We start from the raw sequence: 26,165 nt of genomic DNA, 5'->3' as shown, positions 1-26,165 counted from the left end.
ATTGCGCTCCAGAGACGACAATGCCTCTGATCAGAAATGATCAGAGGCATTGTCGTGAAGCTGAAATGGCAGGTGGACCGCTCGCACCCTGTGAGGCTAGGGCGTGTGCACCCCCTCGAACATGCGCCGACATGCCCCCTCGAGATGGGCCTGCATGGCGCTTTCCGCGGCTGATGAATCCTTGCCGGCGATCGCATCGATGATCGCCTGATGCTCATCCTGGACAATCCGCAGGCGCTCTTCGGAGGCACGCAGTGACAGGCCGCGCGTCAGATTCATGCCCTCCTTGATGCTCTGATTCAGCGAGCGCAACACGGTGGCGTAGTAGTGATTGCTGGCGGCTTCGGTAATCGCGAGGTGAAACTCGAAGTCTTCCTCGCAGGCGCGATCATGATTGAGATTGGCCTGATTGATGGCCTCGAAACGCTGACGTATGTGCTCCAGCTGCTCTGGCGTGCGCCGCTGCGCGGCGAGGCCCGCCGCACTGGCCTCGACATTGGTGCGAAACTCGAAGCAGCGTTGTATGTCGGCGATGCTGGAGATCCGTGCGAACTCAAGCACGGCACTATCAGGCCGATTGATGACGAAACTGCCTGACCCCCGCCGCGACACGACAAGATTGTCCTCACGCAGACGCGCCAGGGCATCACGCAGTACCGGGCGGGATACCTCATACAGCTCGCAGAGTCGCGCCTCGGTCGGCAGCTTCTTGTTGACGGGATAATCACCGCTGATGATGGCGGCGAGTATCTTCTCGTAGACCACCAACGCCAGTGAATGCTTGGCTGTGTCACTCATCGTGTCATGTCGCCCTTTCTCATCACACTTGGTCCACCTTCAGGCATATCAGATGGTGTGCGATTCTACCGGAAACCCTGCCTCATGAGAAAAGACTACGGGGCAGTACCCTCCATGGTCGCTCCCCCGCAAGCCCCTCTCGGTCCGACGCGTCATCTCACTTAGGCATCCTGAGGGAGTTCCGATGCCGGTGTCTGCGGTACTCGACGCCCTGCTTTCACCCCGTTGACGATGATCATGGTCCAGACCGCCACTGCGGCAATCGCCAACACCATGGCGATGGGACGATCCACGAAGGCCGCCAGGTCCCCATTGGACTTGAGAATCGAGCGCATGAAGTTGCTCTCGACGATCGGCCCCAGAATCACCGCCAGAATCATCGGCCCAACCGGGAAGTCGTTTTCGGCCATGAAGAAGCCCACCAGGCCGATACCGAGCATGATCCAGATATCGAACATCGCATTGTTGGCTGCGAACGCCCCGACGATGCAGAACATCAGGATCAGCGGGAACAGGATACCGGTGGGAATCGACAGGATGTGTCGCGCCCCACGGATCGCCATGAAGCCCAGCGGCAACGGCAGCAGATTGGCCAGCACGAAGACCATGAAGATGGCATTGACCAACGGTGCCTGGTCGACGAAGACGTCAGGACCCGGCGTGATGCCCTTGGTCATTAGGACGCCGATGATGATCGCCGTGACCGTATCCCCCGGGATCCAGAAGACCAGTGCCGGAATATAGGCACCGGACAACGAGGCATTGTTGGCGGAACTGGCCGATACCAGGCCTTCCGGATGTCCCTTGCCGAACTTCTCCGGTGTCCTGGAGAGCTTGCGACTCACGGCATAGCTGATCCAAGACGCGATATCGGCGCCGGCGCCCGGCAAGGCCCCGATCACGGTTCCCAGAGCACCGCCGCGAACGACACCGCCCTTGTATTTCCAGAGTGCTGCGCCAACGCCTTCGAAGGGACGCTTGATGACGGGCGGCACCAGCGGCGCGGCATTGCGGGTTTCCGGCATGCGACGGATCAGCTCGGAAATCGCGAACAGCCCGATCAGCACCGGCAGAATGGAGATACCGGCCAACAGGTCATAGTTGCCGAAGGTAAAGCGCATCTGACCCGAGACGCTATCCATGCCCACCATCGCGATGACCAGCCCCGCCAGCATCGAGATCCCGCCTTTGAGCGGGTCACTGCCGGAGACGAGGATCGCGCAGGAAAGCCCCAGCAGAGCCAGCCAGAAATATTCGTCACTGGTGAACTGGATGGCGAACTCGGCAATGCGCGGCGCGAAGAAGGCCAGGATCATCACCCCGATCACCCCACCGATCATCGAGCAGGTCACGTTTAACCCCAGTGCCAGCCCGACCTTGCCCTGCTTGCCCATCGCATAGGCTTCCTCGGTATAGACCGCCGAGGCCGGTGTGCCGGGAATCCTCAATAACGCCCCGGGAATGTCGCCGGCCACGATGGCCATGGCAGTCGCGGACACGATGGCGGCGATGGCCGGCAGCGGCTACATGAAGAAGGTGACCGGCACCAGCAGTGCCGTGGCCATGGTGGCCGTCAGGCCAGGGATGGCGCCCATGAAGAGCCCGAAGAGGGAGGCTGCCAGAATGATCAGCATCACTTCCCACGTGAACACCATCGTGGCGGCTTGCAGTAAGTCACTCATCAGTAGATCACCTTTTCCAGCAGGTCCAGCTCAAGCGGAACGTGCAGCAATTGGCCGAAGACTTCCCAGATCACTCCCGTGGCCACCAGCGCGATACCACCGGCAGGCAACCAGCGACGATGGTGGAAGGCATAGAGCAGCAACGTAAGCAGCACGAAGGACACCACCGGGAAACCTATGACAGGCTTCAGGTAGATATAGGCCACGATGGAGGCGCAGATGGCTGCCAATGTCATAATGAAGGTAATCAGCGGCACAGGGTGCTGCCAGGCAAACCAGACTTCACGATTGCGCAGCCCACGGACGAGCAGGATGGCTCCGAACAGCATCAGCAGTGCGCCGATGACCGTGGGAAAGGTACCGGCCCCATATTCCTGGCGCGGCAGGTTCTTCAAGTCGAGGGAGGCATATATGACGGCAGCCCCGAAGGCTGCCGTCACCACACCCGTGACCTTGTCGTTGGTACGCATGTGCGGTTACTCATGAAGACTCAGAAAGAAACGATCGAACACGCTGAATGGCAGACGCTCACGGCGACCCGCGCGTTCAGTTGGCCAGGCCCAGCTTTTCGATGGTGGCAGCGTTCTTCTCATCCTGATCTTTCATGAAGGCACGGAAACCTTCGGCATCTTCCCAGACGGTGCCGTAACCGCGACCGGACATGAAGTCCTGGAACTGCTCGGACTTCCAGACCTTCTCGGTGGCTTCCGACAGGCGTGCGGTCACCTCTTCCGGCAGCCCCTTAGGCCCGACCAGGCCACGCCAGGAGCCCTGGCTCCACTCGGAGCCGGTCAACTCCTTGGCAGAAGGCACATCCTCGAAGGAATCGACGCGATCATTGGCCAGCACCGCCAGCGCCTTGACGCGTCCGGACTTGCGCATGGATTCGATTTCCGGAAGCGAGGAGAACACGATATCCACACCACCGGCTGCCAGCTCCTGCAGACCCGGCGCGGCACCTTCACTGGGCACCAGTGTCACGTCATTCGGATTGATGCCCTGCTGATCCAGGAAGCCGGCGAAGGACAGATGATAGGCAGCCCCGGGCGCGAAGCCGGAGACGGTGTAATCGCTCGGATTGGCCTTCAGCGCCGACAGGGCATCATCCAGGGTCTTCCACTCGGAATCGGCGTTCACCGTAAAAGAGGCGTAATCCAGATTCAGCAGCGCGATGGGCGTGAAGTCCTCATAGGACAGCTGCGCGGTACCGATATGCTGGTAGGTGGCAATCTCTGCGGTGCCAAGCCCCAGGGTATAACCGTCGGGGCGCGCCATCTTCATGGACATGTGACCCACCACCCCGGAACCGCCGGTCTTGTTGACCACATTGACAGGCTGACCGAGCTCTTCCTGAAGACCCGCCGCCAGCTGACGGCCGACCGCATCGCTGCCACCACCGGCAGACCATGGCACGATCAGCGTGATGGGCTTGTAGGGGGTAGTCAGCTGCCATCACCGCGGAGGCGGACAGGGTCAGCACGGAGGTACAGAGAACTTGTGACAATTTACGCATGGCGAGACTCTCTCGTTGTCTCGTTATGGAGGCGTTGCGTGGCTATGCCTGTAGCGGCATTGCAGCGTGGGACAGCGTCATGAAGGTTGGCGTTGGCTGCTTCAGGCACTGAGATCAGTGTCAGCGGGACGCACGAAATTTACAAGTTATAACAACTTAAACTTTAGACCAATCCAAAATTGAGCATCATCGAGGAAGTGAGGGTTGGCTGTCGTGGGGGGGACGGGATCTACCTCTAGAATAGCCGAACCAGGCTAGCGAGACCCTTATCCAATGGCCGCAATCCACGACCTACTCTGCGCATAACCGACTACTATTCAACACATAAACCATTGATATTGATGATTTATCTATCAATTTACGACAAATCACCCTTTCCTTCATTTTAGGGAAGCTCGCCTGCCCTATCCCGGAACTAGCCCGCGTCCTGCCCGGCGTCATAGCCGGGTGATCTAGGAACACCCAACGGCGAACTGCACTAAAGCACCATTCGACAGTTGTAATTATTTGTTTGTCGATCGTATCTGGCTGGGCTAAGGTGACTCGTGCCGAGAGGGAGCCAATGCTCGCCGCAACTTCCTCCACCTTTCATTCGCCATGCCGCCTCCAAGAGCGTACGGCATTCCACCGTCAGTAATCCCACATGTTCACCGATCTCAAGCAGAAGAAAGTCCTCATAACCGGCTCCACCAAGGGTATTGGTCTGGCAGCCGCCGTGGCCTTCGCCCGTGAAGGGGCAGTGGTCGGCATCAACAGCCGCCAGCAGGATGACGCCGCTCGCGACGCCATCGCCCAGATGGAAGCCACCGGTGCTCGCTTTGAATATTTCGCGCGCGACCTGTCCACCAGCGAAGGCTGCGCTGCACTGGTAGAAGACTTCACCAAGGCCTTCGGCGGCATGGACGTGCTCGTCAACAATGCCGGTGGTCTGGGCGTGCGCGCAGGACTCGAGAGCCTGGATGATGCCGCCTTCGACCTGGTGATGGATCTGAACCTGCGCTCCGCGATCATGACGACCAAATATGCCATGCCGCATCTGAAGGCCTCCGCCAAGGATTCCGGCACCACCGCAAGCGTCATCAGCACCGGTTCCATCGCGGGCCGCGAGGGCGGTGGCCTGGGCGCCTCCCTGTACGGTGGCACCAAGGCCATGCTGCACAATCTGCACCGCAACTGGATGAAGGAATTCACCAAGGACAACGTGCGTTTCAACATCGTGTCGTCAGGCACCATCGATACCGTCTTCCACGCCGACAAGAGTGAAGAGCTGCGTGCCAAGATCGCCGGCAGCATCGCCATGGGCCGCTTCGGCACCTCCGAGGAATGCGCACCGACCTTCCTGTTCCTCGCCTCCCACGCCACCAGTGGCTACATCACGGGCCAAGTGATCGACATCAATGGCGGCCAGATATGCCCGTGAGAAATACCGCCTACGACGGCATCGCGCCCATTAGACGCACCCCAGCAGCCTGAATGTCTCGCCCTCGGCCTCATGACATGTCGGCACGCAACAGTTCCGCCATGCACCGTCAGTCGAGACGAGCATTCCCTTGTCCCGCATCGCGCCCCATGAGGGCGATGGAGGCGAGACATCCCGGACTGTGCCCACGAAAAGAACGCCCCACGAAAAGAGAGACGCGTTATGTCACCTTCCGATCAGACGACACTGCGCGGACACCAGATCATCGGACAGCAGAGTCTGCTGTCCGACGGCAAGCCGGTACACGCCATCAATCCTGCCAACGGTGAGCGCCTGGCGCCGGGCTATCCGGCCGGTGGTGCCCGTGAGGTGAAGCTGGCCTGACAGCTGGCACACGACGCCTTTGACAGCTTCAGGGAAACGGATACTGAAACCCGCGCCGGCTTCCTCGAGACCATCGCCGAGGAAATCGAGGCCATCGGCGAGCAGATCACCGAGCGCGCCCTTCATGAAACCGGCCTGCCGCGGGCTCGTCTGGAAGGGGAACGTGGCCGGACCTGCGGTCAGCTGCGCCTGTTCGCCGGCGTCGTACGCGCCGGCGAGTGGCTGGATGTGCGCATCGATCCGGCCATGCCGGAACGCAGCCCGGTGCCTCGCGCCGACCTGCGCCAGCGTCGCATCGGCCTCGGCCCTGTCGCCGTCTTCGGGGCCAGCAACTTTCCGCTGGCCTTCTCGGTGGCCGGTGGCGATACCGCCTCGGCACTGGCGGCTGGCTGCCCGGTCATCGTCAAGGCACACTCCGCTCACCCGAGGACGTCCGAGCTGATCGGCGGCGCCATCCAGCGCGCCGTGACACGTTGCAATCTGCCGGAAGGCGTCTTCTCACTGCTCTACGGCAGCGGCAACACCCTAGGTCAGGCACTGGTCAATGACCCGCGCATTCAGGCCGTAGGCTTCACCGGGTCACGCAGTGGCGGTACCGCACTGCTCAAGACCGCCCAGGCACGTCCTCAGCCGATCCCGGTCTACGCCGAGATGAGCAGCATCAACCCGGTACTGCTGATGCCGGCCGCGCTGGAAGCCCGTGCCGAAGGGCTAGGACAGGCCTTCATCGCCTCGCTCAACATGGGCGCCGGCCAGTTCTGCACCAACCCGGGACTGGTACTGGCCCTCGAAGGCGAAGCGCTGGAGCGTTTCCTCAAGACCGCCGCCGACAATGTCGCGGCCAGTGCCTGCCAGACAATGCTGACGCCGGGTATCCACGACGCCTACAGGGGTGGCGTGGAGAAGCTCTCCGCCCTGCCCCAGGTACAGGAAGTCGCGCGCGGCGCACTGGATGGCGACAACGCAAGTCCGTGTCAGACCGCGCTGTTCCGCACCACCGGCAGCGACTTCCTGAATGAAGCCGCATTGCAGGAAGAAGTCTTCGGTGCCAGCTCGCTGGTCATCGCCTGTCGCGATCTGGACGAGATGCGTGCGGTCTGCGAGCACCTGGAAGGCCAGCTGACCGCCACCCTGCACCAGGACGATGCCGATATCGACGCCGCCCGCACCCTGATGCCGGTGCTCGAGCGTCGCGCCGGTCGCATTCTCGCCAATGGCTGGCCGACGGGTGTCGAAGTCTGTCAGGCGATGGTCCACGGTGGCCCCTGGCCGGCAACGTCTGACAGCCGCACCACCTCGGTGGGCAGCACGGCCATCGAACGCTTCCTGCGTCCGGTGTGCTATCAGGATCTGCCCGAGGCACTGCTGAGCCCGACCCTGCGTGACAGCACCCATGACCTGCCGCGTCTGGTGGACGGCAAGCGAGTGTGAAGAGACCTGAACCTAGCAGAGCCGCGTCTGCGCCGCCTAAAAGCCATACGACCACATGACCTCCCTGATGTAGATCAACCCTGGGGGCGTAAGAAAATAGCTATGCGCCCCCTTTACCTGAGACCAAAGACCAGCTTGCAACCTAATTAAGGAACACTACGATGGGAACGATACCATTACTTCGATAATACGAGCGTGACATGCCACCAGATGAACTTAGCCCCCCCGCTCACAGTCGCCGCGCTACTCTAAAGCAAGTTGCGCAAGAGGCTTGCGCATCCAAGACAAGCGTTTCACGTTATTTTGGAGGGGCTCGCGAGCAACTGTCACTCGATCTTCAGAAACGCATCGCTCGCGCGGCTTCCCGTCTCAATTATCGCCCAAACCTAATGGCACGCAGCCTTAAAGGGGGGCGCACCGGCCTGATTGGCATGCTGGTCGCAGATATCCGTAACCCCTTTTCGGTGGCTGTCATGCATGGCATAGAGCAAGCTGCACGCGAACAAGGCTTCTCCTTGATGATTTGCAATACTGACAATGACTCTCGCCTTGAGCAGGCCCATATCGCACAGTTAATTAGTTACGGCATTGAAGGCTTGGTAGTCAATGCCAGCGGACGTGTCAGCCAAGAGCTTGCAGAGCTAGCCTCAACTGGCTTACCAATGGTGTTATTGGACCGACAATTACCGGGGGTAGAGGCTGACATGGTCGGTCTCGATAATGATGCCACCATCGACATGGCCATAGCGCATCTTATCGAGACTGGGTATCGAGACGTTCTCTACCTGAGCGAACCGGTGAACCACGCAAGCTCACGTCAGGAGCGCTTGTCACGACTCACCTACCAACTAACCGCGCAGGAAAGCACAATCAATGGTAAGACCTTCATACTGTCGATGTCCGATGGTTTGACGTCATTGGTGCCCGTGGTAGAGCAATTCATATCCACGGCAAGTCAACCTGCCATCCTTTGTGGTAATGGCAACATGACGTTGATGGCGGCACGTTGCCTCAAACAACTCAAGCTAAATACCGGCTCTATTGGCCTCCTAGGCATTGATGAATTGGAATGGTGCAGCTTATTGACGCCTGGTATCACGACATTGGCGCAGCCCACGGAAGAAATCGGACGACGGGCTTTTGCCTGTCTTCTAGAACGCAGTCGTGAGGCTTACGTCGGGCAATCACGCCATATCCGCTATCACCCAACATTGATCAAGCGTGGCTCAACATCCTGCCCTGACCTCCACGCTATCTGAATCAATCAAGTTTTCATTTCAGACATGTCTAAACCATCATAAAGAGACCAGAAAAATGAGCTCACACCTGAAAATGGTATCGGTACCAAAACTTGATCGCTCTTCAACTCTTCCGCAGGTTGCCGTCTGCACCTCTGCTTTCGGTAGTACCTTAATGCTGGCACAGGGGCAGGCCGCTAGCCTGGACTGGATACATGAGGCCGAGGCCGACAAGGTCGAGATTCGTCGCGAATTATTACCTACTGACTTCCAAGCTTTCGATATGCTAGGCGCGCAATGCGCAGAACGTGCACTTGGCGTCATTTATTCCACCGCAGATGGACTCTGGAATGCAACGCGTCCTGCCGAAAGCGTATCTAGACGACTACGCGAAGCAAATGCACTGGGTGCGGAAAGCATCAAGTTCGCACTGGGTGACTATCGTGGTGCCGGTCGAGATACTTGGGAAGCGCTGTCGTCCTTGCTTGCCGATAGCGGAGTCCCTCAAATACTGATCGAGAATGATCAGACCTCACGAGGTGGCTCTCTCTCCGCGATGATTGCCTGTTTGAAAGATGCCGAACATGCTGGATGTTCATTAGGCATGACGTTCGATATCGGTAACTGGCAATGGTGTGGGGCCAGCGCACAGCATGCCGCGGAGCGCCTTGGCCGGCATGTACGCTATGTACACTGCAAAGGCGTGAGCTCTGACACCGCAGGTAAACGCCACGCGTGCGTACCAAGTGATAGAGATCTTATCGAGTGGTCTTCAATGTTCCGCCATTTCCCTAAAGATGTCATGCGTGCAATTGAATATCCCCTGCAACCTACATCATCTCTTGCGAAGGACGAAATGGGAAATATCGATTTCCGCTATCTGTCAGCCGCCCTGACAAGCATTACCCGTCGCGAAGTCGAGCGACTGAGAGCGATAACTACTACTCAATAGCTACCTCGTCTCTAGTCGCGCTTTTTGTAACCGCTTTACCAAAGGCTGGATCTTTCTTTTCTCACTCACTCACTCATTCCAGGAGTATTCGTGAACAAATCACACCCTCAAACAAATTCTCCAGAGATAATCGCTTTTGGCGAAGCGATGGCCATGCTGGTAGCCGATGAAACCGGTGCTCTAGAATGCGTAGATCACTTTCATCGCCGAGTCGCAGGCGCAGATACTAATGTCGCTATCGGGCTGGCACGGCTGGGTTTTCATGTCGGTTGGTTGAGTCGCGTAGGTGACGACAGCTTTGGACGCTATCTACGCAAGACACTCGTTAGTGAGGGGTTGGACTGCCAGTTCCTGCATACCGACCCCCTACACTCCACCGGACTGGTATTCAAGGCACGCGCCAATGATAGCGAGGATCCTGCAGTGGAGTACTACCGCCGTAACAGTGCTGCAAGCCAGCTATGCATTGAAGATGCGAAAGATATCGACTTCTCACAATTGCGTCATTTACATGCCACAGGGATTCCCCCCGCGCTATCTTCAGTCACTTGCGAGCTTTCCGAATACATGATGGTTAAGGCTCGCGATGCTGGAGCCAGTATCTCGTTCGACCCCAATCTGCGCCCCTCCTTGTGGAAAAACGAAAACGTGATGCGTGAGACTCTCAATGCTCTGGCAGCAAGAGCTGATTGGGTATTACCTGGACTATCTGAAGGGCGGCTTCTAAGTGGCCATGAGAGACCAGAAGCCATCGCTGACTTCTATCTCGAACGCGGTGCGCGAGCTGTCATTATCAAACTCGGCCCACAAGGTAGCTACTATCGAGGCCTCCTCAATGGCCAGCTTGAGTCCTACACAGTCGAAGGTATTCCGGTAACACGCGTCCTAGATACCGTTGGAGCTGGTGATGGCTTTGCCGTAGGTCTTATCAGCGCCTTATTAGAAGGCTTCACTCCATCTGAAGCATTGCATCGTGCCAATTTAATAGGAGCTCGTGCCGTCCAGGTTATAGGTGACATGGAGGGTTTACCAAACCGTGATCAACTGAAAGATCTCACCCAATAGCCCGGTTGACAAGCAGACGCCAAGCAGCACAAAAATTTTGTTTTTATCGACACAGGAATGACACCTCATGAGAAAACGTATCGTTGCCTTTCGCCGACTCAACGAGGAACAGCTTGCACAGCTCCGACAGCATCACGATGTCGATTACTTCGAGCATCATGAAGACGCGGATAGCCCAGCCTTTCATGCGGCGCTCTCCAGGGCACATGGTCTCATCACTGCTGGGCTCAAGGTCACACCAAAGCTTATCGATAGCGCGCCGCATCTGGAAACCATCGCAAGCATCTCGGTGGGCTACGACAATTATCCGCTAGCCACATTGACCGAGCGAAACATTCTGCTGTGCAACACACCGGATGTATTGACCGAAACCACAGCAGATACTGGATTTCTTCTGATCATGGCGACTGCACGTCGAGCAGTTGAACTGGCCAACTGGGTAAAAGACGGTCACTGGAAATCTAGCATTGGACCTGATCTCTTCGGGAGCGATGTTCATGGAAAGACACTGGGGATGGTAGGGTTCGGACGTATTGGTGCCGCCATCGCACGCAGAGGAGCGTTAGGATTTGGCATGCAAATACGCTATACCATGGCATCGCCAAAACCCGAGCTGGAGAAGGAACTGGGGGCACTGCGCTTAAACTTGCAAGAACTGCTGGCAACTTCCGACTTCGTCTGCGTGAGCGTGCCACTGAATGCAGATACCGAAAAGCTAATCGATTCAGCTGCCTTGAAGCGCATGAAGCCCAACGGCATTCTTATCAATATCTCGCGCGGCAAGGTCATCGACGAGAAGGCGCTGATTGAAGCGCTAAACACGGGGCAAATTGGCGCGGCAGGGCTGGACGTGTTCGAGCAGGAACCACTGCCAGTTGAATCTCCCCTCCCGCATATGCCCAACGTGGTTGCCTTACCTCACATCGGGTCGGCCACCCATGAGACGCGTGCATCAATGGCCCAACGCGCAGTGGATAACATGCTTCTGGCGCTAGCGGGTAATCACCCGATAAGCCCGGTAAACTCAGAAGTACTGACTAGAAGATCCTCTATTTAATTTATTGCCTTGCCACTAGGCGACCGCGTAAGACTCTAGACCAAAGAAGAGTCGATGAATTACGAAATAGGCGCTAATTTGACGGTATGATTTGGATCAATCTAAAAGATGCAGAACATCCAGTGACTTCCATCGCCTGACCAGCGCAAATTGCTACAGGAATCGCCCTTCTCATGACCGATACTCGACTCCCACGCGACAACAGTAGCGTTACTCTGCAAGACATTGCCGCCCATGCTGGTGTCTCGCGCAGCACGGTATCGCTGGTACTGCGCGAAAGCCCACTGGTGGCGGAGCGAACACGTCGCAAGGTCCAGCAATCGATCAAGACATTAGGCTATGTCTACAATCGCGGTGCCGCTGCCATGCGTGGAGGACGCACGCAAACGCTGGGCGTCGTGGTCTATGATATTGCCAATCCATTCTTCGGTGCCATGGTGGCAGGTATCAATGCGGAACTAACCCAGCAGGACTATGTGTCATTCCTAGCCAACAGCGAAGACTCAGTGCCTCGCCAACAACGTTTCCTTGAACGCATGCGCGAACACCGTGTCGATGGGCTCCTTCTGTGTCCTGCCGCCGGCAGCTCACCTGACTTAATCGAAACGCTCGAAGGCTGGGGTATGCCTTGCGTCCAAATTCTGCGTTATATCGGCACCCCACCGTTCGATTACGCAGGCACTGACTTCCGTCATGTCGTAAGACTGGGGATGGATCACTTGGTATCACTTGGTCATCAGCGCATCGCCTTCGTCGGGGGCGCCGAGCACGCCGTCAGTCAGGATCGCCTCAAGGCCTATGATGAGTGCCTCCTACGCCATGGGCTTGTTTATCGCCGCCTGATTCGTGGCGAAGGTGTCACTCGCAAGGATGGATTCCTGCTTATTCAAGAGTTAATGCAGGAAACCCCTCGGCCCACGGCAGTCATGTGTCACAACGACATGGTGGCCTTCGGTGTCATGCTGGGGCTCAAGCGCATAGGTCTAACACCGGGTAAAGACTGCGCAGTCATCGGCACTGATGATGTCGAAGAGGCAGCTTTGGGCGATCCGCCTCTGACAAGTGTGGCAACGCATCCTTATGCGATTGGTGAACAGGCGGCTCGATTGGCATTGCGCCGAATAGCTGCTCCCACGGCCCCACGTGAGCAAGTTGTGCTATCACCAAGCCTGGTGATTCGGGACTCGTGTGGTAAACCACTCCGCGAGATCGACATCCAAGGAAATATTCCTGCATGCCTCAATTAAGAATTACTTACATAACCAACCTAGTTTAGGTGCATGAGAATCAGATATTGAATATCGCATCCAATTGCGCCAGACACTAATCGCTTCGCCCCTTACACTGCGCCACCCACTGACAACAACAATGCCACGCCAGGAGTTAATCATGAACATTAAATGGATCGATCCAAAAAAAATTCGTCGCCTACCTCGCACTCTTCTCAAGGGCTCACTATTGACAGTAGTCCTTGGAGCTTCAACTACGACACATGCCATGGACCTGCGGTTTGGCCACGGGGGCACGGCTGAAACAGCTTATCAGCTTGGCGCAGAGCGATTCAGTGAGCTGCTGTCTGAGAAAACCGACGGTGAAATTAGCGTCACCATCCTCGGGAACTCGGTCATGGGGCATGAGACGGAAATGTTTGAGCAAGAAATGGCTGGTGCGCTCGACATGGCCATCGTCAGCCCGGGACTAATTACGGACTTCTCTCATTCTGCCAACATCTTCTCGGTACCTTTTCTCTATCGAGATGTCGATCACTGGCAGAAGGTTTTGGATGGTCAAGTGGGCCAACAGATCGCCGACCGCATCTCACAGGAAACTGGAGTCAAGGTATTGGCTTACTTTGGCGGTGGTAAACGCGAAGTTGTCAGCACCAAACCAGTGAATAGCCTTGCAGACCTAGAAGGGTTGAAGATACGTACCAACCCAACCAAACCTTTGATCGCTGCTTGGCAGGCTATTGGAGTCAAGCCATCGGTCATGGCCTGGAAAGAGATTTATACCGGTCTGCAACTGGGTGCCATCGACGGTCTACTTAACGAACCGGAATGGGTCTTACGGATGCGATTCAACGAAGTAGCCCCGCACCTTGTCATGACAGATCACGACATTACCGTTCGCCTTCTGACCATGTCAGAACAGACATGGGAGCGCCTTAACGAAAGCGAACAGCAAGCAGTCACGATGGCAGCCCGTGAGTCAGCCGCCTATGCCCGCAAGGCGCAGCTCGAACAAGATGCCGAAGCCCTCGACACACTTGTTAAACAAGGAATGACCCTACACAGAGTTGATCGCAATAAAATGCAGGAGATGGTCAAAGAACCTCTTCTGAAAGTAGTCGCCGATATGGATCTGACTGACCTTTACCAGATGATAAAGAGTGTCAACTAAGCGGAACTGACGATGAACCGGCATCTCGTCATACGGGGTGCCGGCCTCTAACCCAATAGACGAGGACAGCGCTTATGTCGCTTATTCTCTCCGCACTGACACGCTTGAACCGTGTGCTTGAAAGAGTCTTGTATGCTTTGCTTCTCGCATTGCTGTTCGGCTTCATCGCACTCATCATCTATCAGATTATTAGTCGTAACCTGCCACTACTCCCCCGCTTATTCTGGACAGAGGAGTTCAGTCGTTTTGCATTCCAGTGGATGATCATGTTGGGGACGGCGGTAGGTGTGCTGCATGCAGATCATTTTGTGTTGGAGGCTTTCCCGAGCGGTACTCGCGCTGATCAAGTAACACGCTGGATACGTGACCTGGCCTGCCTGGCCACCGGTATTATCTTCGTCTGGTTTGGAAAGGACTTCGGTATTTCCGGCCTGCGACGCAGTGCAACTGCTTCTGGTATCTCGATGGTATATGTCTACAGTGTTTTCACTGCCTCTGGCGTCTTCATCATTCTATTCAGTCTTGAACGCCTGCTATACGCTGCACTGCACGGCATGCCAGCCATGGAGAATTTTCTTAACACTCCAAACGCCGTGGATGACATGGCGCCCAATTACATGTCCGCACATGAAGGCACTATAACCTCTTTATCTCCTACTAATAGCGCACTAAAACAGGGGGGTAATACCTGATGCTGCCTATGGATATAATTTCCATCTTGCCTTGGGCTTTGTTTGCGCTACTAGGCATTCTTATTGTCCTTGGTGTACCTATTGCCATGGCCTTGGTTCTAACCGCGACCAGCATTATCTTTCTGGATCCACGACTCACCTTTTGGATCATGTTCCAGCGCATGTACAACGGAATGGACTCCTTCGTGCTGTTGGCAGTCCCGCTATTTCTTCTAGCAGGAAACTTGATGAATGCCGCTCAAATAACGGACCGCCTAATCACTCTGTGCATGCGTTTGGTAGGACACGTCAGAGGAGCATTGGCACACGTCAACGTACTGGTCAGTATGCTTTTCGCCGGCGTATCCGGCTCCTCAACTGCTGACAGTGCAGGTATCGGCACCGTACTTATCCCTGCCATGAAACGTGAAGGTTACCCAGTAAACTTCTCGGTTGCTGTCACGGCAGCATCTTCCGTCATGGGTATCATCATTCCGCCCTCGATCAACATGATTATCTGGGGTGCATTGACCAACACCTCGATTGCTGGACTATTCCTGGGCGGTATCATCCCAGGATTGATGATCGGAATGGCTCAACTCGGCCTGAATATGGTATTCGTGCGCAAGTACGATGTGCCCGTGCGCAAGCGCGCCTCAATGGCCGAACTGATGAGCTCAGGTAAGGATGGCTTACTGGCCGCGGGGATCCCCATTGTCATCATCGGTGGCATCATCAGTGGTATCGTTACACCGACAGAAGCTGCAGTAATTGCAGTACTCTATGCACTGGCACTCGGGTTTGTGGTCTACCGTGAACTCAGTGTTCGGCAAGTGTTCGCTGCCTCGACCGATACCGTCAAGCTATGTTCTCTTTCGTTGTTCAGCTTGGTTGGAGCCTCCATCTTCGGCTACTTGATCAGTTTCTATCAGATCCCACCAAAATTGATGGAAGGCGTCAGCATCAGCGATCCCATCGTGCTACTACTAGTGATGACAGCCGTAATGCTGCTAATCGGTACCTTTATGGACTCGCTACCCGCCATGGCTATTATGGCGCCCATCTTCTATCCATTAGCGATGGCGGCTGGAGTTAATCCAATACAATTCGGTGTAATTGGAGTGATGGCACTTGGTATGGGCCTGGTGACTCCCCCCTATGGCTTGTGTCTTATGATTTCAGCCAAAATAGGTGGTATTCCATTATTGAAGGCGCTGGGGATGACCATGATTTACCTTGCTATGATGCTAGCTGTCATAGTGCTACTAATCTTCTTCCCGGACCTCATACTTGCTATGCCCCGACTGATAGCACCGGATTTTGTCTGAAGGCACACTTACCAAGCCCCCATTGACTTAGAAACTGCCATTATCCGGACATTCCAAAAACTGTTTGAGGAATGTCCGGAACTACCAATCTTTCGCCCTTGAACACTCCCCAGCCTTCCCTTGGCGGCATATTCATGCCCACCTCACTCCAACGTGCCGGGACGCACTCGGAACCTGTCAACCTGATTCGGACAGCTTGTTAAAAATTAATGTCGATTTCGTCGCGGTGTCGCTTGCCACCGGCAGGGTCGGGAAGCTCACCACGCTGTAGGGTGCCGGGTCGTCGTCATCGGGCTGTACCGGATTGATCGAGACACTGGCCGGCGGCATCGCCACTTTGGGGCGCCCGCGCGTGAACCGCTCGGGATGCGCCTCGAAGCTGTCATCCCGCCTCATTCACGAGGGGGCTGATTGCACGGTTTGAAGGTGGTGGCTGTTGACATCGCTTACCAGGACCGGACTCTTCAGCACGAGTGGCTATTAAGTAATGCCGGAGCGCGGTCCTTTTTTCGCTTTTTTATAACTCTTTGGAATCGATTGCGGCCGTCCAAGCAGCCGTGATCGCCGACCGCTGCGGCCGCTCGACTTCTGGTGCTGTGGTGGTCTCGCAGGAGCGTCAGCTCAGTGCGGTCAGCTTCGGCAGCCCCTTCAGTAGCGTCGGCCACCACTTGTCGGCGGCGGCACCCAGATGAACGGTGATTCGCCGAGCGTGCGGCCTCAGCGTGGCGGCGACCTTGAGCACCTGCTCGCGCATCCGACTCAGACTCCAGCCTTGTCGGGTTTGCCGCTCCAGGAGGCAGCGCAGGCCATGCAGGACCTGGTAGGCGTAGAGGCTCAGCAGCAGGCTCACCTCGTTGCGGGCCATCACGTCCTGAACGGTGGAGGCGCCACGATTGGTCGACGAGAGGTGCACGTCGAGCGCCGACTTCACCTCGCCCATATGGGCTTCGGCGCTGCCCCGCTTGCGATAGAGCGCCAGGATCTTCTCCGGCGGCCAGTCGAACTTGCCGAGGTTGGTGACCAGGAAGAAGGCATGCAGCAGCAGGTCATCGGGGCGTTCCTGCACCACCAGCACTACGCGACGCGGTGCCGGCCAGGAGCCGGCTTGGTACTCCAGATCGTGGCACCACTCCCGAGGCTGCTCGGGTGGCCGGCCGGGTGGCCGCTTCAGGAGCGGTGCTGCCAGCTTCTATAGACCGGTGTGACTGCGCAACCGGCCCAGGTATTCGATCTCCCGATCCTCCAGGGCCTCCAGCGTCGCGTTGTCGGTGAAACCGGCGTCGATGCGCACGCGAACCTGGGCGCCGGTGCTCTCATTAAGTCGCCGCACCAGATGCGGGATCCAGGTATCAGCGTTCTCGGCCGGACCAGCGTTGCCCTCGCGCAGCAGCCCAACCACCATGTCACCGGTTTCGGCCAGTGAGGCAACCAGCGGCGAGTCAATGCGTGCCCCGTACAGGCCATGAAACGCCGAACCGCCCTGGTGGCCGTGGACCTCGATCGGCAGGCCGTCGATGTCCAGCGTCAGCTGCTTGGGTCGCTCCCCGTTCTTCAACGGCGTCAGCCGCCAGACCACCAGCCGCAGCAGGCCTTCGTGTACGGCATCGATATTGTCGTTGCGCCCGAGGCAGGTCAGCAGCCGCGACAGCGTGGCTTGAGACGGTCGGTCCTGGCCAGGGGCGTCATCCCACGCGCATCACTGCAGGCCAACTGCCAGAGCGGGTCGTGGCGCAGCGCGTCGGTATCGCTAAGATCGATCCAGCCCATCCCCCGTTGCAGCACCAAGGTCCGCAACTGGAGTAGCGGACGCGTAGCGGGTTACGGAGGTCGACCAGATTGTCTTCCAGCGCCTCGATCACGCCGCTGTTGTCGAGGGCTTCACGCAGCAATAGCGCGCCGCTGTCGCTGGTGGTTCGCTGGCCGCTCAGCTCGACACGCACAGCGCCGTTGCACGAGGGCGTCCAGGTAGATAGGCTTTCACCCATAGCGGATGGCTCTCTTGGTTCAGGTTCTTGGCGGAACACACTGAATTTTCAAGAGAATACCATCTGCTATCTTCGTTTTCAGGCCGGCCTCATGAATAAGCGGGGCTAATGTCTACTCCCAGGCGCTCAATCAGTCACGCAGGCGCTGGCGCGCGGCAAGGGTCAGCTTGTTGAGCAGCGTCACTGCGCCCTCGACGACCTCCGGCGACAGACCCTCGATCATGGAGGCCTCTTCCGCGACCAGCTCGGCGTGAATCTGCTGGTACAGCGCTCTGCCCTCCGGGGGCAGCGAGAGCTCAACGGCACGCCGGTCGTTGGGGTCTTCGATCTTGCGCACGTAATGCTTGCGGATCAGCGGGTCGGCGACCCGGCTAGTCGTGCTCTTGTCGAGGTACATCTCGTCTGCTAGCGCCTGCAGTCTCAGCGGCCCGCGCTTGACCAACGTCTCCAGCGCATAGCATTGAGCGACGGAGACGTTGTGATGGCAGATGCTTTCCCTGTCGCGAAACTGATAGACACGGATAAGCTGATTGACGGCCTCGTACAGGGCTTCTGCTTGATCCACTCTGGTGCCTCACGTAACGGTGGTCCACAAGGGAGGGAGATGCTGTCCACGATAACCGAGCACGACCAAGAGTGCACCGATACCCGGCCCCCTTGTCCAGCCACCCTTATCCAGCTCCCCTTGACCCACCACCCTATCGGCTTGCACGTGGCATAGCCTTGCGCGAGCAACTCAATCGCGACCTTTCTCCCCGATACGACGCCAACAAACCTTTCAGGCAAAAACTGTGCAAGAATCTTGCAATTCATTGCTGAGAACTATTAGCATTTCCAGCCGCAAGATATAACTATTCAAGTAAGGGAATCAACGTGCATCTCCGTCTCCATCCGCTTACCGCAGCCGTCCTCTCCGCCAGTGCGTTGACCCTGAGCCTCTCGGGCCACGCCTCGGCCGACGACATATCCACCCTCGTCATCAGCGAAGACCGCCTCGAACGGAATGTCGTGATCAGCGCTGAAGAGATTGATCAGCGTCAGGCACGCGATCTGGAAGACCTGTTCCGCTCCGAACCGGGCGTCAGTGTCGGCGGCGGCGGCATCGCCATCGGCCAGAAGGTCTATGTACGCGGTCTGGAAGACACCAACCTGAACGTCACCATCGATGGCGCGCGTCAGGGCGGCTACCTTTTCCACCATACCGGCCGATTGACCATTGATCCGGCACTGCTCAAGCAGGCGGAAGTCGATAAAGGCCCGGCGACCGCCGATGATGGCCCGGGTGCGCTTGGCGGCAGCCTTCGCTTCGAGACCAAGGATGCGCAGGACCTGCTCCAGCCCGGCCAAGACCTGGGCGCACGCGTATCCGTCGGCACCGAAAGTGCGGCGGACGCCACTTCCGGCACCACGGCGTTCTATGGTCGTCTGGGGGAAAATCTCGGCCTGATGGGGTATATCAGCGGCCGCAACAGCGATGACTATGAAGTTGGCGGTGGCGGTGGCGGTGGCGGTGAGCAGGAGCAGACCGCAGGCCAGCAACGTGGCTACCTGCTCAAGATATCACTGCTAGACGTCAATGATCAGGACCTGCGCATCAGTGCCGAACGCACTACCGATCACGGCACCTATTTCACGCGTCCGCACATGCCAAGCTTCAGCAGGCAGCAGCCGACCTATCAGGAAATGGAGCGTGAGACCTTCACCATCAATCATGCCTGGCATCCGGGCAATGATCTGATCGACACCAAGACCACCCTCTACCACACCACTCAGGAACTGGACCGTGTCGAGGCGGGCAGCACCAGCCGCTCCAGCGAATTCGGCGCGGATGTTCGCAACACCTTCCGTCTCAAGACGGGTGATGTGGCACATGCTCTGACCACTGGTGTGGACTTCTACGATCAGGACACCCGTCGTTCCGATGATGCCGGCAGCTCCGGCCCCAACAACGAAGACACTTCACGCAACCTGGGAGTCTACGCCCAGAACCGCATGACACTGGGCCCGTGGGCCTTGTCCGTCGGTGCACGCCTGGATGATTACGACAGTGATTACGGCGAGGCCGGCAGCGTCAGTGGCAGCGAGGTCTCCCCGAACGCGATTCTGAGTGTCGATGCGACTGACAACCTCACCCTGCATGCAGGATATGGCGAGGCCATTCGTGGCGCCAAGGCGCGAGAAGTGATTCTGATCGGCGATGAAGTCTCCATCGCGCAGGGACTTGAGCCGGAGAAGGCGCGTCAACGTGAAATCGGTCTGGATTGGCATCAGCGAGATGCCCTGATGGAAGGAGATCGTCTCGGCTTCGCGCTGACCGGCTTCCATACCGATATCGAGAACTATCAGGCCTATGATCGCGGCAGTGACCCGGCAGTGCTCTACAACCAGGATGGCGAAGTCGAGAGCCGTGGCTATGAAGCCAGCCTGAACTGGGGAGTCGGCGGCTACGACACGCGTCTGGGCTATGCCAAGGTGGTGATGAAGAACAACGATGGCGACCCGCTGGGCGACGAGATGAACATCGGCGCCTCCACCGGCGACAAGTGGACCTGGGATCACCAGTATCGCTTGCCGAACCACAACGTCACCCTGGGCTATACCCTCAATGCGGTGGAACGCCTGGAACGCGTGGCAGAAGGCGACGAGGAGAAGCCGGGCTACGTGACGCACGACATCCGCGCCCAGTGGACACCCGCCTCATATCAGGACCTGACGCTGACATTGGCGGTCAACAACGTGTTCGACAAGCGTTACAGCGACCACAGCAGCTTCCTGCTCAGCAGCGGTGACAGCATGCTGGAGCCGGGCCGCGACATCCGCCTGGGTGCCAGCTACAGCTTCTGACCCAGTCCTCTAATGCTCGCAACATGTTGACTGTCAGATTGCCCCACAGGCTTGGCCTGTGGGGCATTTTTCATGGCGAGACAAGTCGCTGATCACGATTGATGCAAGGATCAATTGGCCTCTTCCGCCTCGGCATCCTGCTGCTTGGCCAGCTTGTGGCCGTCTTCTGACTGCCCGATCTTCCAGTAGCTGGAGACATAGAAGTGGGACTTGGGAATCTCGTAGGCCTGCTTGAGGTGAGCACGCAGCGCCCGCATGCTGCCGAATTCACAGGCCGCCCAGACAGAGATCTGGCCTTCCTGTCGAGGCAGTGCGGCAACTTTCTCCAGCAGCGGCCGCCCTTCCGGGTCGGGCTGTGGATTGACCAGCCAATGCAACTCGATCCCCGGCGGATGCTCCAGTGTCTGGATATCAGCGTCACTGGTCACCTCGATGACGGCGTGACCGCGCGCCTGGAGCGGTAGCTCGGCCAGATTGACGCTGATCGCCGGCAAGGCCGTCATGTCACCCGCCAGCAAGAAGCTGTCGGCCGCCATGTTGATCAACTTCCTGGGCCCCGGGCCGCCGATGGTGATGCTGTCACCCGGCTTGGCACTGGCCGCCCAGACAGACGCCGGGCCTGCCTCTTCATGCAGCACGAAATCGACATCGATCTCGGTCGCGCGCTGATGACGAATGGTGTAGGTGCGCATCATTGGTCGCTCACCTTCCCCACGCGCGAAGACCAGCTTGATGTAGGCACTCTCCTGGTCTTCGGGAAGGGAGCCGATATTCTCGCCCCCCAGCGTCACGCGCAACATGTGTTCGGTGACACGCTGGGTACGAATCACCTCGAGGTCTCGCATCGCGGGCTTGGCCATCTCACGCACTCCTGTCGTCATTGCCATTGGGCACATCAGCACTGAAATCCCCGCATGCGGAGACGTTGTCCATCATGCGAGTCGCCGTGTTCAGAAAGGCCGCGATCTCCTCATCACCGAGATCACCGGCCATGCGCTGGGCCGTCTCCTGTTCCAGCACCTTGACTCGCTCCAGCATGTCACTCCCCGCTGCGGATACCTGCAGCAGCTGACTACGCCGGTCCTGCGGGTTCTGGTGTCGTGACACCAGCCCGCGGGCCTCCAGCTCGTTCAGAACGCGAGTGACACGCCCCTTGTCCTGCCCGAGCAGCTGCCCGACCTTGTGGGCGGTGCATTCGGAAACCCGGACAATGCTCTTCAACATCCGGATGTGCAGGACAGGCAAGTCGATTCCGTGCTGCTGGATGCCATCGCGCAGCTGCTTGCGATAGACGTGCATCAGACGATGCAGCACTTCATGCAAAGCGGTCGTTGCCATGGTCTTCCATCAGTTGGTTGCTAAAGGGCAACTATATGGGTAGTTGGTTGACACTATCAACAAGTATCCAAAGAAGACGTATTCTCATTGGCTCGCCCAACTCAGTCGCCCATATCAGTCCCGCCTGGCAACTCCGCCATCCGGACGCATTTCGCGCGCCATGAGAGGCGTGAATTCAACGACTTGTTCCATGGCCGCCACCCTCAGGAAACTGCTAATGTCGTAACTATCACTTCCGACACTCCACGAGGCATCAATGGCCGAACTCTGCCTGCTGTTTGACTCCGACGGGACTCTGGTAGACAGCGAAGTCCTGCTGGCAGAAGCGCTTGCCAGCACGTTACCCGGCTACGGCCTGCCCTTCACGGCCGCCCGGTATCTGGATCATTTCCGGGGCGTACGTTTTCGCAGCATCGTCGCGGAACTCGAGGCACATCATGGCGCGCTGGTCCCCGAGCGGCTGGATGAGATGGAGGCCCGCATGCGTGCCACCCTCGAGGACCTGATGACGGCTCGCCTCACGGCCATGCCCGGCATGCCGCAGTCACTGGCGGAGCTCTCCGGCTACCCATGCGGCGTGGTCACCAACGGACCTGAACGCAAGGTACGCCTGGCGCTAGATACCACCGGGCTGGCGCGATTCTTTGACGGTCATATCTTCAGTGCCTACACCCTGGGCGTCTGGAAACCGGACCCACGCCTCTATCGCCTCGCCGCCGAGCAGATGGGGTTCGCGCCGCAGCGCTGCGTGGTGATCGATGATGCCGCCGTCGGCGTGAAAGCCGGGCTGGATGCCGGGATGCATGTCATCCACTTCGCCCACCATGAGGACGGCCTCGGCACGTCCTCCGGGGCACTGAAAATGCGCAGTGCACGCGAGCTTCCAGCGCTGATCAGAGAGATCTCGCAGCGCGTGGCACGCCTCGACCCCTGATCGGCCAGGGCCGGATTCCTGGAGAGCTGATGCACCGCGAACCGGCGCGCAAGACAAGAAAGCCCGCACGGAGGCGGGCAAGGAATGTCGGGACAGGACATTCAGGGCAGGGTCAGCTTCAGACAAGGTCATCTTTGGGCAAAGACACGTCCTGCATGCTGCTGCATCAGGGGCGATGGCCCGAGTCAGTCACATGCATTTGCGCAAGGATGCCATCGCGGCCTTTCGGCCGGCGCTGAGCGCGGAGGCAGAGTTCCGCGTGTGGTCCTGGGGGCTTTCCTGAGACTTGCTGCGAGTCTCTCTTCAGGGCTTTCCAGAGATCTTTCGAGTCATCGAGCGCAAGGCAAGGACGGGCTTCGTCATGAGTCAGCCATTGATGGTGTTGTTGCTGGTCGCCAGACACTCAATCACTCGAAAGGCGAAGCCTTACACGCTGTCGTTGAGCGCGTGCTCCACTCGAGTTGCAGAAACACTCTTGCCAGCATCATTGGCCTGATAGCGGGCTTTCATCATCCCACCGGCGGCACCGCGCACGCCTTGCAGCGGCTGCTCCAGCGCCTGCTGCACACGCCCTGCCGAGGTGCTCATGCCGGTAGCGGCAAAGACGGCCTGCCGCGTGGACGCCGCGTGGGCGTGACCCGCGATCAGAGGCTCGCTCAAGGCAGCACGTACCCGGGCATCGGAGACGCTATCTTCTGCGTGGCTGAGAGTGCTGACAGCAGTGAGCATGGACAGGCAGACAAGGGGAACCAGACGTTTCATTCAGAGAGACTCCAGGTGGTGTCGAGTGAGCGCCCCAACGGGAGCGGCACTCGGGTAGAGGACGGCCGAGCCGTCCAATGGTGCTTCGGGCATGGCAGAGGCAACCTCTGCACGCCTTACAGGTTGAACTTCACCAGGGTGACGATGCGTGACAGGCCCTGAGCGGCGGCCAGAGACTCGGCGGTATTGCCTTGCTGATCCGCAATTCCGGGGTCGGCCCCGGCATCGAGCAGATGCCTGATGATGGTTTCCCGCCCGAACAGCGAGGCCATCATCAGCGCCGTCTGGCCACTGGCATTGCGATGATTCACATCACAGTCGGTATTGGCCAACAGCCAGTCTGCCGTCTCGACATGCCCACGAAAGGCCACGCCCATGAAGGCATTGCTGCCTCTTTCATCCACGGCACAGGCGTCCACCCCATACCCCTTGAGCAGGGCCAGAGTGCTGGTATGCCCGTAGTAGGCAGCCATGATGAACGGCGTATAGCCGTGGGATTCCGTGATCGACAGGTCTCCGCCCTGGTCGTGGTAGCGTTCGATGGCGGCGTTGTCGCCCTCACGCGCGGCATCCATGATGTCCATGCCCTCGTCCGCCTGCGCCGGGAGGGCGAGCAGACTCATGACGGCGACGCTGAGCGCGAGCATCAAGGTGACAAGGTTCGTGATGGATTGCCTGATGGGGCATTCACGGTCAAGGTCATGGGACTCTCTCCTCGAGGTTGGTCCAGAAATCGGTCGGGAAGATGGCAGGGAGGCATTGCCCCCCTGCCCTGTCACGCGAGGCGTCAGATCACTTCTGCTGCGCGTCGATCAGTTCCTCGACATCGTCCATGTCCACGTGGGCGATCTTGGCCAGACGCTCGCCGTATTCGTGGTCGGCCTGATAGAAGTAGCTGACCATGATGTTGCGGATCTCGTCGTTCTTGACCTTGCCCAGATCCCCACCCAGCACCTCGATCAGGTCATCCTGATCTTCCTCGGAGAAGGAGCGGTACAGCTCCCCGGCCTGAGCGAAATTCTGCTCCTTGCCGATGGGCTGCTGCTGGGTAGTGCCATTGAGGGTGTAACGCTTGTATTCGTACTGGCTGTCGTCCACCAGCGAGTCGGCGTTGCGGCTCGGCTGGTAGTTGATGGAGCCGGAACGCGGAGCGGAGTAGCCCGCGCCATCCTGATGGTTGTTGTGGACCGTCACCTTGGGGGCGTTGACCGGCAGCTGAGAGTAGTTGGCCCCCAGGCGATAACGCTGGGCATCGGCGTAGGCGAACAGACGCCCCTGCAGCATGCGGTCTTCCGACGGCTCGATGCCCGGCACCAGGTTGGCCGGCGACATGGCCGCCTGCTCGGTTTCCTGGAAGAAGTTGTCCGGGACGCGATTCAGCGTCAGCTCACCGACCTTGCGTGCCGGGATCAGGTCTTGCGGCCACAGCTTGGTAGTATCCAGCGGGTTGAAGTCGAAGCTGTTCAGCTGGCTGGGGTCCAGCGTCTGGATATAGAGATCCCAGACCGGGTCATCGCCTTCGTCCAGATGGGTGTAGAGATCATCCGTCAGGTGATTGAAGTCGGTGGACTGCACCTTGGCGATCTCTTCCGGCGACATGCCGTGGTTGCCCTCACGCGACTTCCAGGTGAACTTCACGTATTTCCAGTCACCTTCGCCATTGACGAACTTAAAGGCGTGGACCCCGGAGCCATCCATCTCACGCAGGCTGGCAGGTACGCCCAGCGGTGAGTACAGATAGGTCAGCATGTTGGTGCTTTCCGGGATATGGCTGAAGAAATCGAAGTAGCGATTCGGGTCCTGCAGGTTGGTGCGCGGGTCCGGTTTCAGGGCATGGATCATGTCCGGGAACTTCATCGCATCGCGGATGAAGAACACCGGGAAGTTGATGCCGACCATGTCCCAGTTGCCCTGGTCGGTATAGAACTTGACGGCGAAGCCACGCGGGTCGCGTAGAGTCTCGGGCGAGCCCTTGCTGTTGATCACGCTGGAGAAACGCACGAAGACCGGCGTCACCTGGCCCTTGTCCTGGAAAGGTGCCGCGACGGTCAGGTCGGTCAGATCCGCGGTGGCACGGAACTCACCGTAGGCCCCGATACCGCGCGCGTGAACCACGCGCTCCGGAATGCGCTCACGCTCGAAGTGCCCCAGCTTTTCCAGCAGGTGGTGATCCTGCAGCAATGTCGGGCCATTCGGACCTGCGGTCAGGGAGTCCTGGTTGTTGCCGATCGGCGCTCCATTGGAACGTGTCATCACTTCCTGCTGCGCCAGACTGCTTGCAGAAAGCCCCAGCGCCACCACGGCTGTCAGAGTCTTCATGGGAAAACGTACGCTCAGCATCTCGGAAATTCCTCGTAAAATCA

At 58.2% G+C, this 26,165-nt stretch carries 23 protein-coding genes and 2 pseudogenes; 12 read left to right on the top strand and 13 right to left on the bottom strand.

Annotated features, from left to right (window positions below; translation table 11 throughout):
* Positions 1-96: 96 nt before the first annotated feature.
* From ACZYGA_RS16490 to ACZYGA_RS16470, 5 genes are all read right to left on the bottom strand, one after another.
* A complete protein-coding gene (locus tag ACZYGA_RS16490; protein WP_404626773.1) occupies positions 97-798 on the bottom strand; it encodes a FadR/GntR family transcriptional regulator in 702 nt (233 codons plus the stop codon).
* Between the two features lie 161 nt (positions 799-959).
* On the bottom strand, positions 960-2,297 hold the full coding sequence (locus ACZYGA_RS16485) for a tripartite tricarboxylate transporter permease (protein WP_404626771.1): 1,338 nt from the start codon (positions 2,295-2,297) through the stop codon (positions 960-962).
* A gap of 24 nt (positions 2,298-2,321) precedes the next feature.
* Positions 2,322-2,480 carry a hypothetical protein gene (locus ACZYGA_RS16480; protein ID WP_404626769.1) on the bottom strand — a complete coding sequence of 53 codons (159 nt, stop codon included), beginning with the start codon at positions 2,478-2,480 and terminating at the stop codon, positions 2,322-2,324.
* Entirely contained in the window at positions 2,480-2,950 is a 471-nt protein-coding gene (locus ACZYGA_RS16475) for a tripartite tricarboxylate transporter TctB family protein (RefSeq protein ID WP_404626767.1), read from the bottom strand. The genes ACZYGA_RS16480 and ACZYGA_RS16475 overlap by 1 nt, the downstream gene beginning before the upstream one ends.
* 76 nt (positions 2,951-3,026) lie before the next feature.
* A complete protein-coding gene (locus ACZYGA_RS16470) occupies positions 3,027-3,893 on the bottom strand; it encodes a tripartite tricarboxylate transporter substrate binding protein (RefSeq protein WP_404626766.1) in 867 nt (288 codons plus the stop codon).
* Between the two features lie 743 nt (positions 3,894-4,636).
* On the opposite strand from ACZYGA_RS16470, the gene ACZYGA_RS16465 reads away from it, so the two are divergent.
* The 10 genes and pseudogenes from ACZYGA_RS16465 (at position 4,637) to ACZYGA_RS16420 (ending at position 15,939) form a co-directional block, all read left to right on the top strand.
* A complete protein-coding gene (locus ACZYGA_RS16465; protein ID WP_479399680.1) occupies positions 4,637-5,413 on the top strand; it encodes an SDR family NAD(P)-dependent oxidoreductase in 777 nt (258 codons plus the stop codon).
* 222 nt (positions 5,414-5,635) lie between these two features.
* Positions 5,636-7,228, top strand: a pseudogene (locus ACZYGA_RS16460) (aldehyde dehydrogenase (NADP(+))).
* 200 nt (positions 7,229-7,428) lie between these two features.
* Positions 7,429-8,487, top strand: coding sequence for a LacI family DNA-binding transcriptional regulator (locus ACZYGA_RS16455; protein WP_404626762.1), 1,059 nt, complete (start codon positions 7,429-7,431; stop codon positions 8,485-8,487).
* Positions 8,488-8,542: 55 nt separating this feature from the next.
* The gene (locus ACZYGA_RS16450) at positions 8,543-9,418 is read left to right on the top strand and encodes a sugar phosphate isomerase/epimerase family protein (RefSeq protein ID WP_404626760.1); all 876 of its coding nucleotides are present in this window, start codon (positions 8,543-8,545) and stop codon (positions 9,416-9,418) included.
* A gap of 90 nt (positions 9,419-9,508) precedes the next feature.
* Positions 9,509-10,483, top strand: a complete 975-nt coding sequence (locus ACZYGA_RS16445) for a sugar kinase (protein ID WP_404626758.1) — start codon at positions 9,509-9,511, stop codon at positions 10,481-10,483.
* A gap of 67 nt (positions 10,484-10,550) precedes the next feature.
* Positions 10,551-11,540, top strand: coding sequence for a 2-hydroxyacid dehydrogenase (locus ACZYGA_RS16440; protein WP_404626756.1), 990 nt, complete (start codon positions 10,551-10,553; stop codon positions 11,538-11,540).
* A gap of 173 nt (positions 11,541-11,713) precedes the next feature.
* Positions 11,714-12,787 carry a LacI family DNA-binding transcriptional regulator gene (locus ACZYGA_RS16435; RefSeq protein ID WP_404626754.1) on the top strand — a complete coding sequence of 358 codons (1,074 nt, stop codon included), beginning with the start codon at positions 11,714-11,716 and terminating at the stop codon, positions 12,785-12,787.
* A 142-nt stretch (positions 12,788-12,929) separates the two neighbouring features.
* Positions 12,930-13,940: a TRAP transporter substrate-binding protein gene (locus ACZYGA_RS16430; RefSeq protein ID WP_404626753.1), complete on the top strand. Its 1,011-nt coding sequence runs from the start codon at positions 12,930-12,932 to the stop codon at positions 13,938-13,940.
* A 74-nt stretch (positions 13,941-14,014) separates the two neighbouring features.
* Positions 14,015-14,632 (top strand): TRAP transporter small permease, encoded by a 618-nt coding sequence (locus tag ACZYGA_RS16425; RefSeq protein ID WP_404626752.1) that lies wholly within the window; start codon positions 14,015-14,017, stop codon positions 14,630-14,632.
* Positions 14,632-15,939: a TRAP transporter large permease gene (locus ACZYGA_RS16420; protein ID WP_404626751.1), complete on the top strand. Its 1,308-nt coding sequence runs from the start codon at positions 14,632-14,634 to the stop codon at positions 15,937-15,939. Before ACZYGA_RS16425 ends, ACZYGA_RS16420 begins: the two co-directional genes overlap by 1 nt.
* 177 nt (positions 15,940-16,116) lie before the next feature.
* Here the strand turns inward: ACZYGA_RS16420 and ACZYGA_RS16415 are convergent, their stop codons facing one another.
* From ACZYGA_RS16415 to ACZYGA_RS16405, 3 genes and pseudogenes are all read right to left on the bottom strand, one after another.
* A complete protein-coding gene (locus ACZYGA_RS16415; protein ID WP_479399678.1) occupies positions 16,117-16,275 on the bottom strand; it encodes a hypothetical protein in 159 nt (52 codons plus the stop codon).
* A gap of 280 nt (positions 16,276-16,555) precedes the next feature.
* Positions 16,556-17,924: pseudogene (locus ACZYGA_RS16410) on the bottom strand (IS1380 family transposase).
* Between the two features lie 130 nt (positions 17,925-18,054).
* Entirely contained in the window at positions 18,055-18,489 is a 435-nt protein-coding gene (locus tag ACZYGA_RS16405) for a MarR family winged helix-turn-helix transcriptional regulator (RefSeq protein WP_404626747.1), read from the bottom strand.
* A 308-nt stretch (positions 18,490-18,797) separates the two neighbouring features.
* Between ACZYGA_RS16405 and ACZYGA_RS16400 the strand changes: the two genes are divergently transcribed.
* On the top strand, positions 18,798-20,768 hold the full coding sequence (locus ACZYGA_RS16400) for a TonB-dependent receptor domain-containing protein (RefSeq protein WP_404626746.1): 1,971 nt from the start codon (positions 18,798-18,800) through the stop codon (positions 20,766-20,768).
* 110 nt (positions 20,769-20,878) lie between these two features.
* Here ACZYGA_RS16400 and ACZYGA_RS16395 read toward each other — a convergent pair whose 3' ends face one another.
* Positions 20,879-21,628, bottom strand: coding sequence for a siderophore-interacting protein (locus ACZYGA_RS16395; RefSeq protein ID WP_404626744.1), 750 nt, complete (start codon positions 21,626-21,628; stop codon positions 20,879-20,881).
* A gap of 1 nt (position 21,629) precedes the next feature.
* Complete coding sequence (locus ACZYGA_RS16390; RefSeq protein WP_404626743.1) at positions 21,630-22,106, bottom strand: MarR family winged helix-turn-helix transcriptional regulator; 477 nt, start codon at positions 22,104-22,106, stop codon at positions 21,630-21,632.
* A gap of 256 nt (positions 22,107-22,362) precedes the next feature.
* Between ACZYGA_RS16390 and ACZYGA_RS16385 the strand changes: the two genes are divergently transcribed.
* Positions 22,363-23,040, top strand: a complete 678-nt coding sequence (locus tag ACZYGA_RS16385; protein WP_404626741.1) for an HAD family hydrolase — start codon at positions 22,363-22,365, stop codon at positions 23,038-23,040.
* Between the two features lie 426 nt (positions 23,041-23,466).
* Here ACZYGA_RS16385 and ACZYGA_RS16380 read toward each other — a convergent pair whose 3' ends face one another.
* The 3 genes from ACZYGA_RS16380 to ACZYGA_RS16370 form a co-directional block, all read right to left on the bottom strand.
* Positions 23,467-23,802 (bottom strand): hypothetical protein, encoded by a 336-nt coding sequence (locus tag ACZYGA_RS16380; protein ID WP_141391705.1) that lies wholly within the window; start codon positions 23,800-23,802, stop codon positions 23,467-23,469.
* A 116-nt stretch (positions 23,803-23,918) separates the two neighbouring features.
* The gene (locus ACZYGA_RS16375) at positions 23,919-24,449 is read right to left on the bottom strand and encodes an ankyrin repeat domain-containing protein (RefSeq protein WP_404626911.1); all 531 of its coding nucleotides are present in this window, start codon (positions 24,447-24,449) and stop codon (positions 23,919-23,921) included.
* A 145-nt stretch (positions 24,450-24,594) separates the two neighbouring features.
* Positions 24,595-26,142 (bottom strand): catalase, encoded by a 1,548-nt coding sequence (locus ACZYGA_RS16370; RefSeq protein WP_404626739.1) that lies wholly within the window; start codon positions 26,140-26,142, stop codon positions 24,595-24,597.
* Positions 26,143-26,165 lie beyond the last annotated feature (23 nt).

Source organism: Cobetia sp. BL01, from assembly GCF_056493605.1.
The sequence above is the reverse complement of the archived record's forward strand: the minus strand, read 5'-3'. Positions and strand labels throughout refer to the sequence as shown.

Bases quoted from the DNA above. Each gene is read 5' to 3' on its own strand.
- ACZYGA_RS16490 (WP_404626773.1), bottom strand. From the start codon at position 798: ATGAGTGACACAGCCAAGCATTCACTGGCGTTGGTGGTCTACGAGAAG.
- ACZYGA_RS16480 (WP_404626769.1), bottom strand. From the start codon at position 2,480: ATGAGTGACTTACTGCAAGCCGCCACGATGGTGTTCACGTGGGAAGTG.
- ACZYGA_RS16475 (WP_404626767.1), bottom strand. From the start codon at position 2,950: ATGCGTACCAACGACAAGGTCACGGGTGTGGTGACGGCAGCCTTCGGG.
- ACZYGA_RS16465 (WP_479399680.1), top strand. From the start codon at position 4,637: ATGTTCACCGATCTCAAGCAGAAGAAAGTCCTCATAACCGGCTCCACC.
- ACZYGA_RS16455 (WP_404626762.1), top strand. From the start codon at position 7,429: ATGCCACCAGATGAACTTAGCCCCCCCGCTCACAGTCGCCGCGCTACT.
- ACZYGA_RS16450 (WP_404626760.1), top strand. From the start codon at position 8,543: ATGAGCTCACACCTGAAAATGGTATCGGTACCAAAACTTGATCGCTCT.
- ACZYGA_RS16440 (WP_404626756.1), top strand. From the start codon at position 10,551: ATGAGAAAACGTATCGTTGCCTTTCGCCGACTCAACGAGGAACAGCTT.
- ACZYGA_RS16435 (WP_404626754.1), top strand. From the start codon at position 11,714: ATGACCGATACTCGACTCCCACGCGACAACAGTAGCGTTACTCTGCAA.
- ACZYGA_RS16430 (WP_404626753.1), top strand. From the start codon at position 12,930: ATGAACATTAAATGGATCGATCCAAAAAAAATTCGTCGCCTACCTCGC.
- ACZYGA_RS16425 (WP_404626752.1), top strand. From the start codon at position 14,015: ATGTCGCTTATTCTCTCCGCACTGACACGCTTGAACCGTGTGCTTGAA.
- ACZYGA_RS16420 (WP_404626751.1), top strand. From the start codon at position 14,632: ATGCTGCCTATGGATATAATTTCCATCTTGCCTTGGGCTTTGTTTGCG.
- ACZYGA_RS16395 (WP_404626744.1), bottom strand. From the start codon at position 21,628: ATGGCCAAGCCCGCGATGCGAGACCTCGAGGTGATTCGTACCCAGCGT.
- ACZYGA_RS16390 (WP_404626743.1), bottom strand. From the start codon at position 22,106: ATGGCAACGACCGCTTTGCATGAAGTGCTGCATCGTCTGATGCACGTC.
- ACZYGA_RS16385 (WP_404626741.1), top strand. From the start codon at position 22,363: ATGGCCGAACTCTGCCTGCTGTTTGACTCCGACGGGACTCTGGTAGAC.
- ACZYGA_RS16380 (WP_141391705.1), bottom strand. From the start codon at position 23,802: ATGAAACGTCTGGTTCCCCTTGTCTGCCTGTCCATGCTCACTGCTGTC.
- ACZYGA_RS16375 (WP_404626911.1), bottom strand. From the start codon at position 24,449: ATGCTCGCGCTCAGCGTCGCCGTCATGAGTCTGCTCGCCCTCCCGGCG.
- ACZYGA_RS16370 (WP_404626739.1), bottom strand. From the start codon at position 26,142: ATGCTGAGCGTACGTTTTCCCATGAAGACTCTGACAGCCGTGGTGGCG.